At 50.4% G+C, this 10,270-nt stretch carries 4 protein-coding genes; 2 read left to right on the plus strand and 2 right to left on the minus strand.

What is annotated here, in order from left to right:
* Window positions 1–246: 246 nt before the first annotated feature.
* Together C6H04_RS03660 and C6H04_RS03665 are read left to right on the plus strand one after the other, a co-directional pair.
* Complete coding sequence (locus tag C6H04_RS03660; RefSeq protein WP_104732357.1) at window positions 247–8,037, plus strand: outer membrane protein; 7,791 nt, start codon at window positions 247–249, stop codon at window positions 8,035–8,037.
* A gap of 72 nt (window positions 8,038–8,109) precedes the next feature.
* Window positions 8,110–8,568 (plus strand): hypothetical protein, encoded by a 459-nt coding sequence (locus tag C6H04_RS03665; RefSeq protein ID WP_104696357.1) that lies wholly within the window; start codon window positions 8,110–8,112, stop codon window positions 8,566–8,568.
* Between the two features lie 5 nt (window positions 8,569–8,573).
* On the opposite strand, the gene C6H04_RS03670 is transcribed toward C6H04_RS03665, so the two are convergent.
* Together C6H04_RS03670 and accB are read right to left on the minus strand one after the other, a co-directional pair.
* Window positions 8,574–9,926 (minus strand): acetyl-CoA carboxylase biotin carboxylase subunit, encoded by a 1,353-nt coding sequence (locus C6H04_RS03670; protein WP_104732358.1) that lies wholly within the window; start codon window positions 9,924–9,926, stop codon window positions 8,574–8,576.
* Between the two features lie 8 nt (window positions 9,927–9,934).
* Window positions 9,935–10,270 (minus strand): acetyl-CoA carboxylase biotin carboxyl carrier protein (accB, locus tag C6H04_RS03675; protein WP_104696359.1); only part of this gene is annotated, 336 nt, incomplete at its 5' end.

Here is a 10,270-nt window from a genome sequence, read left to right on the forward strand (position 1 = left end):
TTTCAGTATTCGAATATGACAAGGGCTAGTGGAACGAATGCTCCGTATGGGTATAGCCCCTTGGGAATGCAGCAAAATATGTTCGCCAATCAGGCTCCGGGGGCTAGCCCCAACCTGGCACCTACGCCCACCGCGAGTCAAAATCCCTACAACACCCCCCAATCAGGCGACACTCTTTGCGTTGGTGCTAACTGTCCCTAATTTTTACACGACATATTTTAAAGCGACACATTGAAAAGGACCTATATGAGAAAAAAAGCGAGTTTTAAAACAAGCGTGAGTTTGGCCTTGGGGGCCTGCTTTGGGCTAGTGCCCTCTTTGGATGCTGCCGATGTGAATGTAGTAAACATGGTTAACTCCATCTCGGGCATTTTGGGGGGTAACTACAGCATGGATACTTCTGGTGCTTTCAATGGCCCTACCAATAGTGGCGCTGGTGTTCCATGGGGTGATTCCACCATCGCCCCCATCACTGCCCCCGGTAGCACCACCCCACTCAGCACCACCTCACCCAATGCCCCTTTTGGGAATGGGACACTCAACAACCCTTACAACACGGCTAACAATCTCTATGGTAGCGGTGGGCTGTTAAATGGCTACATCGGCACTCTCCCCAGTAGTCTTTCAGGCAACCCTAGCACAGACCAATTAGGCATCTACAGCCTCTCAGCGGTGAATAGCTTGGTTGGCATTTTGCGGGCCAACGCCACGGGTGCTTATGGCGCACGCACGGCCTTTGGGGGGGTAAATACGAACAATAATATTTTAGACCCCGGCACGAGCATCACGGACAATTATTTTAGTATCGCCAGAAGCACTGGGCAGGCCGCCAAGGTAACGGGCAATCTCACCCCCAGCCAAGTCGGGGCTAGCTACACAACCGATCAGGTCAACACTTTGGCCGGTGGGGTGTATACCAATATCACACAACTTACCAGCTCGATCAACACGCTCAGTTACGACCTAAACACCGCGGGTTCTTTTGCGACCTACAGCGCGGATTTAAGCACTGCTTTGGGCAATCTCAACTCACTGGGGGGGCAATTTGTCAATGCTAGTACGGGGTTGAGTAGCGCGCTCTCTGGGCTTGCCGGTATACTTAACAACACCCCCGGGGCTACCTTCTTTACTCCCACCACAGCAGCTAATGGTATTACCAGCTACTCCCTGGTTGCCACCAACCCATCTGCTCCCACTCCCTACAACGCGCTCAACACCTTGAGTGCGATTAACCAGCTCAATAGCGATATCGCTGGGGGAGGAATCGCCACCGACGCGACCACCTTAAACGACAACTATATTACCGTGATGAAACAACTAGGCACAACCGGTTTGGTAAGCAATTTACAAATCATCGCCAATGGGGTGCTCAACACCCCCTTAAGCGATGTTACCAACTCCAATGCCGCTAGCACGACCACAGCAGCAGCTAATCTCAATGCCGTTCTCACCACCTTGAGCGACATGGTGGGTAAGGGGCAGAATGCCGCCCAGGTTAAGGCTGCCTTGCAAGGTTTGGTCAATCCTAACACCAACTATACCACTGATAATCAAGTCATAAACAACCACCCCCCCAAGGGTGATGGTTACGAAGCCGTCTACAACGCCTACAGCGCGGTAGCCAGTAACTTAACTAAACTCCAGGGTGCTTTAGGTACCTCTAATTTGGGCGATACCTTGATCAAAGCCCTGGAGGTCAACCAACTCCTCACTACAATCCAAAATGGGATGGGCAACAACACTACCCTTAAGACCGCCTTTACTGCAAATAGCGCTTTTTCTTTCAGTGGGACTGGCGTAGGTCAGATCTTCAACGCCTTTGGTAACACTACTTCCACAAACTACTACGGCACACTCAGCACTTTGCTGAGCAAGCTATCTAGCTATCTTAACACCAATGGGGTGGATACAGCGACATCTTTCACTTCAAACAATGTGGCGAACGGCTCCACCGTTCCGGGTACCACCACCCTCTATCCTACAACAGGTCCAGTTGCTACTAGTACCGTTACCTCCTGGATCTCTCAGCGCGTGCTCAACCAAAGTGCCTATAATAAAACTTACAATGCAGCCTTAGGCAATCTCTTGAGCTATGCGATGAGCTATAACAAGAACAGCACCACTTTGGGGAGCATGCTCTCTAGCTCTTCTCTGTTAGGCAGTATTCTAACCCAGGGGATCAACAACGCCGCAGCCAATGTGATGTACAACAGCGGTGCTCTCAATAGTGCGGGTAGTAATGCCGATTCGATCAACAACCAAGCCCTAGCCCTCAATAACATCAAGGCTTTCTTCAACTCAGAGGACCTGCTCAATAACTATGTGGGGGCAATCACGCAGAATTATTCTAGCTCCCCTACTAGTGTGCAACAAGCCCAAGCCAGCGCGTTAGATTATTTCTACAATGCCTTGAATGCGAGTACGGCGCAAAATGGCTTGATCGCCCAAACTAAGGAGGCAATCGCCAACGCTTTGAACAATAACTTCTTGGCTTCTAATTTACCCAAGCAGGCACTTCAAACCATCAATGGGATGAGTCCTAACCTATTTGAGCCCTCCGCCACCAAGGCCCAGATTGCCAATAGCCTTCTTGATCTCAACAACAGTGTCTTTGGCAACTTCAAAAATACGGCGAGTGCTGCTCTTGGTACTTTAGATGCGGCTAAACTACAGGCGACTCTTGGAGCTATCCAAGGTATAGCAGGTATCCAAACCGCGCTTGCAAACATCCAAAGCGCAGGCACTGCCATAAAGCCAGACTTTGATCTTAACGCTGCACTCTCAGAAGTCTTAGGTACTGGGACGGGGGCGGTGGCTCCCGATGCTGCTGCTCAAGTTACTGCCTTACCTACGAGTACCAACTACGAAGTTAATTTGCGAAATAAAGTGATTGAGGGCTTGACGGCACTCGTGGGTGCTGCCAATGCCAGCACAGAGACAACTAGCCTTACCTTTGGAGCCACCCCTCTTGGCAAACTAGTCACCGCTTTAACTAGTGCAGCCAGTGGTAGCGTTGGTTTTAATGTAGCCGCCAACACTGCTGGCATCGGGACTCTCATCACAACCATGACAAATACCACAAAAGCCCTAGAGAAGGTCGCACAGGGGCTAAATTTGGGCCAGCTTGAGAGTATGGCTACCGCGGCTGCTACTCAAAACACCATTGTGGGCTATGTAAAAGACCTCCCCACTCTTGCTAGAGAAATTGGGATGGCCACTGGGGTGAGCGCGCGCCAGAACTTCTTAGATGGGAGCTTGAGTGTTACTGATTTGAGTAGCCAAATCCAAGCCCTCAAAGCTCAGATCGCTAGCTACGAAAACATGGGGACTACCACCAACGGTAAAGCGGGCTTGGATATTGGCCTATCCAGCTTGCTGGGTAGCTCCATTAGCTCAGTGCAAAACTTAGGCTTTGCCAATGCGGCGGTAAACACCCTGACAACCCAGCTTCAGGGGGCTTTACCCTTGCTTGTCAATGGCACGGGGGCTGGTAGTTCCAGCTTTAATATTTCCACCGTGCAAGGGCTTGTAGCCGAGTTGAACAAAGCCGTGGGCACACTCTATAGTGGCACTAATGGGAATCGTTTTTTTAACGATGGGAACATGCAAACCACCAGCAATATGAACAACTCTACGGTAACGGTAAGCCCCAATACCTTTGGGCTGGGTGGAGGCGGAGGTGTGGGTGCCAATGCAAACTCCACCACATTGGGTGACCTTACGACTGCGAGTAATAACGAGCTCTACAATCTAGCCAATCTCAACACGATCAATAGTCTGCTCTCTGGAGGTGTCTTAACCTCCAATGCGATCAGTGCTGGCTACATCGGGGCGTTTGGGGCACAGACTGGGAGCAATGTTGGCTTTGCCGGGAATATCGCCACATCAACCAGTACTTACGGAGGTGGTCCTAATGTAACCGCTTATACGGCACTTACGAGCAACTACAATGCCGGCACCACCTTAACCTCTGTAGTGAATGCCTTACTCCCCATCGGGCAGCAACTCGCCAGTGGCACAATCGATGCAGCCACGGCCCTAGCTAACGCTACCACAGCACTAACCCCTCTCATTAGTTCCGCTTCTACCAATGCCCCCTATGTTTGGGCGGCTTATGAAGCGGTAATGGGGCTAAAGAGCGGGGGCACTAACTCTGTAGCCAGTTTGAATAATTTGCTATCTAGTAAGCAAGATTTGAACACAGCTAGTGGGATCGCCCAGGTGATTACAGATGCCAATGCGCTCATCACAGCCAATACTGCCCTAGTTACACAGGTGGGTGGTCTACCCGTTGGTAGCAAGGTCTTGGCAGTGGGTGTAACCGGTGGTGCGATCAACAGCGCAGCTAATCTAAACAACGCGATTGCTGCAGCGACAGCTCTGGGCAATCTCTTGAAGCAGATTAATCCAGCCGATTTGGCAAGGTTTGCTAAGCCCAGCACTCCAACTAGAGCCATTCCCAATAATGTCGGCACAGCTGTTAATAATGTAACCACCGTGATCAATGCGATCAACTCCTACAACCACAATGTTACCTTGCTCAACAACTTGACCGATGGCAAGGGGGCTAGCATTGCCGCGAGTGTGATCAAATACCTCCAGGGCAATAGCGATTATGAGACCCTCACAGGCAATTCTGTAGGCACAAGCGCGATCAACAATTTGCAAAACCTCTTAAACCGCTACGAATACTTGCAGGGCCTGCAAGCTAAAGTGAATGCCGCCATCGCTAACAACCCTTACGCGCTCGTTATGCAAGAAAACCAGGTTCTCAAAAGCAATGGTTACCAGGCAGCCGCCAGAGCGTTAGTGAGCACGGTTAGTAGTCCAGGGCTTTTCAATCTAGCCATTTCTGGCACCTTGAACCCCGGAGCATCTACCACGCTAGATCTCAATACCACTACTTTCACTAATCTAGCTACTACCATGGGCAATGACATCGCTAACGCCCAAGCTTGGAACGCTTATTTTAGCAATCTGAACACCAGCAATTCGATCTTAAGCGCGCCTGCCTCTGGAGCGGGTACTCAGGCAGCCATCGATCTCAATAACATCGCCAACTCGATCTACAATTTGGCGGGCTATTTTAGCCCAGCGGGAGTGAGCGATAACAAGGTGGTTACTACAAACTTGAGTAGCAATATCAACGGCACGCTGGGAGCTTATAAGGCGATCAATACGGCTGTGGATTATTTGACAACTACCAATGCCTCAAATCTCAATATCGCTGCTAACTTAAGTTTAGGCAATTTGACTACCACGGGGACTGGGTCTACTGGGAATGGGTTCAACAGTTCTGCACCGATTGGGGCTACTGATAACGACGACATCACTTTCCTTGGTGTGGCCCAGAGTATTGTAAAGATTTCTTCAATGCTCACCCCCGTTGATGGGCAAACCAATGGGGTTGTGGGAAATCAGACGCTGATTAATGGGGTAAACACGGTGATGGGGAGTGGTGCTGGTTCAGCCACTACCATCCAAGGCACATCTGGGCAAATGGTAACGCTGTTTAAGCAAGGTGCTGGTGCTGGCCTTACCGCCTTCGACCTGACTGGCCCCATCCCCAATACTGTTACCGGTATCAATGGCACCACTGTTACTACAACTGGCACTAATGGTGCTGGCGCTGGTGTTGCCCCTAATGCAAATACTCTGACAACAATCAATCCAGTGTCTGTCGCTGTGGTGAATGGCATTGTGAAAAACATTGAAGCCAACCCTACTCTCAAGGCATTTTTGGCTGATCCTGGTACTTTCAATGCTGGTACCGGTGACGCTAACATCATTGCTTTGCAAACTGCAGTCAAAGACTTTATAGGAGGAGCTGTGCAGAGTTGGAATGGCTCTGCTCTCACTGGAGGAAGTGGCAACACTGCGGTGCTTAATTCTGCAGCTATAGCCACGCAATTTCTCAAGAATCTCAATGCATTTGTAGGTTCTGCTGGCACATTGCAAGCTCTCAATGCTAAGTTTAAGCCTTCTGTTCGGGCGGCGGTGGCTAACTTCAACAGCCCTAATTTTGGTGCTAATGTGCAAACGATGCTCAGCAATGCTCTGGGTTGGGTTACCAACTACGACAACGCACTCAGAGCGGTTAAGACCGGTGGGACATTGGGAACTGCTGCTACGGGTGCGGTAGGCACTACGGCCGTTTATGATGCCATCGCTAGCATTGTGCAAAACGCCAACACGCTCTTTAATGAAACAGCCGCCAGCGGAGGAAGCGATTCAGGCGCGCTAGCCACCACCACTCAGGCATTGGCGCAATACGCGTTGGATAATAGTCTCAGTGCGATTAGCCCTGATACGAATTCTGTCCCTACTGCTGCTGCCAGTGCTAGCTCTTTGGCCGGGCTCATGGCTTTCTATTTGGCATCCGATATGGGCCTAATTTCTAATGGCAGTTTCGCTGATCCAAGCATAGATAGTGTGGCCTATGTCATAAGCGTGGCTTCTCCCGCCCAGCTTGCTGCTGCTGCTACCCAAGTGCTGGCTAGCGATGAATTTAAAAACAGCACCGACATGCAGACAAACTTGCTTAACACCACTCTAGCCAATATGCTCACCCAGTCTCAGACCTACACGAATGCGGCCACAGGGCAGAGTGGTAAGTCTGGTTTGAGTGGCTTGCTCAATAGCAAAACCAGCATCGCCGATGTGCTCCAAACTGCCATTGCTAATGCTGCGAGTATGCACAATCTCAAAGGCGTGCTCAACCCCTCCAATGGCGATGGGGTGAGCGTGAGCAAGGGGCAACTTAGCACAGCTAGTATCAACACAATCAATAGGCTCTTGAGTGCGATGAAAGCGGCTAATGACAGCCTGCCCACCATTAATCCCGATACTGTCGCGGGGGCTGAGGCCAAAATGCTGCTTAGTATGCTTACGGCCAATAATGCGGCTACTAGTGCGCTGAGCTTGCTCTCTAGCACTGGTGGGGCTACTAGCGACACCGCCCAAACCTATTTGCAAAATGTTACCACGGTGATCAACGATCAGGCGACATTCCTTTCTAAGCAGAGTTCAACGGTGGTCCAGCTCTTAACAGGCATGACCGAAGCGGTGGCTGGCTCTACCACCACGGACACTCAAGCCCAAAACGCCTTTGGGGCACTCAGGGCGGTTTACACGCAGATTGCTAGCCCCACGATCAACTATGACAGCGCAATGCGCAATCTGCTTGGGGTGATCACTCAGTTGCAAGACCTCCAGCAGGTTTTAGCCAGTGAGCTAGCTGCTAACCAGGGGCAACCCGGTGTCAACGGTGCGAGCGTGGAAGGCCTAGGGCCTTTGAAGGCAATTGTATTGATGATGCCAAAGGATCGATTACCTGTTACTCAGGGGAGTTTGACCCCCCAACAAGTTCAAGCCGTCACAAACTTGCTGGGCAAAGTGCAAACAGCCTTGACCTATGCCAAAGCAGCACAGTTGAAAATGGCGCAGCAACTCGCACAGCGCAATATTGTCACGACTTACAATGGAGCTCATCTGTCCCCTATGCGCACCAGCAACTCCAATGGCAACATGTATGGGGTGAATGCACAGTTTGGGTATAAGCAATTCTTTGGTAAAAAGAAACGCTTTGGTTTGCGTTACTATGCTAGCTTCAGTTACCAACACGGAACCTTCATGGATGGTAGCACAGATGAGTTAGATAACTTTGTCTATGGGGCTGGGATCGATGCACTCTACAACTTCTATGAAAGTAAGGATGCGAAGTATACCAGTGGTATCTTTGCAGGCTTTATGCTAGCAGGTAGTTCATGGCTTGTCAAGGGTGCGAGTAGCTACATCAGCCAAATGAATTACATCAAATCTCAGGGAGGTAGTGTGCAGATGAATACCAGCTACTTCCAAGTGCCCCTCAATATTGGCTTTAGAACTAATATCAACAAGCACAATGGTTTTGAGATCGGGCTGCGCATTCCTTTGGCGGTGAACTACTACTTCAAAAGTGATTTGAATGGGCTAAGAGACACCGTTGCTTACAAAAGAAATGTCTCCGTCTTCTTCAACTATGTCTATAACTTCTAGGCTGGGTTGAAGATTTGGAGGGGATTGGAGGGGTGGGGTGTGTTATACTCTCCCAAAATTTGAGGAATATGCATGCCAGCGTTCTACCAACTCTCCAAGATCAGAAAATGGCTCATCCAGTGGCAAACCCGCCATTTAGGCAAGAAACTCAATGCCCAAGTGTTGATCTTTGGGGTGCTGATCTTCTCCAATCAAAACGATCTAGACTCCCAGCTAGAGAAACTTAAAACCTATTTATCCCAAAAACTCCCCTCCAGACTCGCCTCTAAGGTTTTTGCACGCGTGCTCTTGCATGTGACTCATTATGGCTTAGACGAAGATTTATATCTCAAAGACCGCGCCCGAGTCTTTGAGCTCTTGGTGGGCAATATCCAACTCTATGGGCTGGTGCTGGATATATGGGATGAGCCCCTCTATGCTAATCAGCGCGATATTTTAAAGATTGCCGTGCAGAATGCCTATGACAAACGCTATCACTTAGACACACAAAACCAGCGTGCGCTGGCTTATCAAATGCGTCAGCGTAATTAGGCGCTTCACTCGCTGTGCTGTTCTAAGTACTTGGTATGGATGCGGTTGTGGCGGAAATCGGGGTTGTCTAACATTTCTAGGTGGAAGGGAATGGTGGTTTTGATTCCCTCGACTTTAAACTCCCTGAGTGCACGTTTCATCTTTACAATCGCTTGATCGCGCGTGGGGGCGTGCACGATGAGCTTGCCAATCATCGAGTCGTAGAAGGGGGGGACGCGATAACCAGCATAAGCGTGGGTGTCTAAACGCACGCCCAGACCCCCCGGGGCAATCCAAGAGGTGATGAGCCCAGCACTGGGGTAGAAGTTTTTGGGGTCTTCAGCGGTGATACGGCACTCGATGGCATGCCCTTGGGTGTGGATGTGCTCTTGAGGGGGGAGGGCTTGCCCCTGTGCGATCTGAATCATCCACTCGATGAAATTCCACCCGCTCACCATTTCACTCACCGTGTGTTCCACTTGGAGGCGTGTGTTCATTTCCATGAAGTAAAAATCTTCCCCATTGGAGTCGAGCAGAAACTCAAAAGTGCCCGCCCCTACATAGCCAATGTATTTGGCCGCTTTGATCGCTGTTTCTAAGAGACGCGCGCGCACTTCCTCGCTCAACACGATGGCGGGGGTCTCTTCGATGAGTTTTTGTTGGCGGCGTTGGGTGGAACAATCCCGCTCGCCCACATGCACCACATTGCCATGTTTATCTGCAAAAATTTGCACCTCTATATGTTTGGGGTTTTGGATAAATTTCTCGATATATACGCTTCCGTCTCCAAAGGCACTCAAGGCCTCTGTTTCTGCAGCTAGGTAGAGATTTTTGAGCAAGGCGGGGTCTTGCACCACACGCATACCCCGCCCTCCCCCGCCATTGGCCGCCTTGATGATGATGGGAAAACCAATGCGCTCAGCCACACTTAGAGCCTCTTCATACCCGCGCAAAACTCCCTCGCTCCCCTCAATCACGGGCACGCCCGCCTCTTTCATCAAGGCTTTGGCTTTGGATTTATCGCTCATGCAAGCCATGACCTGTGCGCTAGGGCCGATGAACTCGATTCCATGGTGGCTGCAGATTTCTACAAAGTTTTGATTCTCGCTCAAAAAGCCATAGCCTGGAAAAATGGCATCGGCTTCAAAAAGCTCGGCTGCGCTGATGATGGCAGGGATGTTTAAGTAACTCTGGGCAGACTTTTCTCCCCCGATACAGACCTTGGCACTGGCTGTGTTGAGATAGTGGACATCTTTATCGGCAATGGAATAAATGGCGATGGATTGCTTACCCATGAGCTCAATGGTTTGAATCGCGCGTAGGGCGATTTCCCCGCGGTTAGCGATGAGAATGCGCTGTAGGTTCTTTTTCTCTGGCATGGGGTCCCTTAGAGTTTTTGGATTTTGACAAGCTGGGTGCCGTATTCTACGGCGGTGGCGTCCTCTACCTCTACAGAGAGTATTTTACAATCGCATTCGGCTTCGATTTCATTCATGATTTTCATTGCTTCGACAATCCCAATAGTTTGCCCCTTTCTGATTGTATCACCGGGGTTGACATAGGGATTGGCTCCGGGGGCGGGGGCGCGATAAAAGGTGCCCACCATGGGAGAGAGAATGTAATCCTCTTGCGTGTCTGAAACACCTGAGGTTCCTGTGGTTGCACTGAGGGCACATGCGCTGGCTGTGGGGGTTTGGAGCGGAGGGGCGGGGTTGTTTGGAAG

The organism is Helicobacter salomonis, from assembly GCF_900197775.1.
Lineage (GTDB): Bacteria > Campylobacterota > Campylobacteria > Campylobacterales > Helicobacteraceae > Helicobacter > Helicobacter salomonis.

What these genes read in the sequence shown, in the direction of transcription:
- C6H04_RS03665 (WP_104696357.1), top strand. Translation starts at nt 8,110, where the DNA reads ATGCCAGCGTTCTACCAACTCTCCAAGATCAGAAAATGGCTCATCCAG.
- C6H04_RS03660 (WP_104732357.1), top strand. Translation starts at nt 247, where the DNA reads ATGAGAAAAAAAGCGAGTTTTAAAACAAGCGTGAGTTTGGCCTTGGGG.
- C6H04_RS03670 (WP_104732358.1), bottom strand. Translation starts at nt 9,926, where the DNA reads ATGCCAGAGAAAAAGAACCTACAGCGCATTCTCATCGCTAACCGCGGG.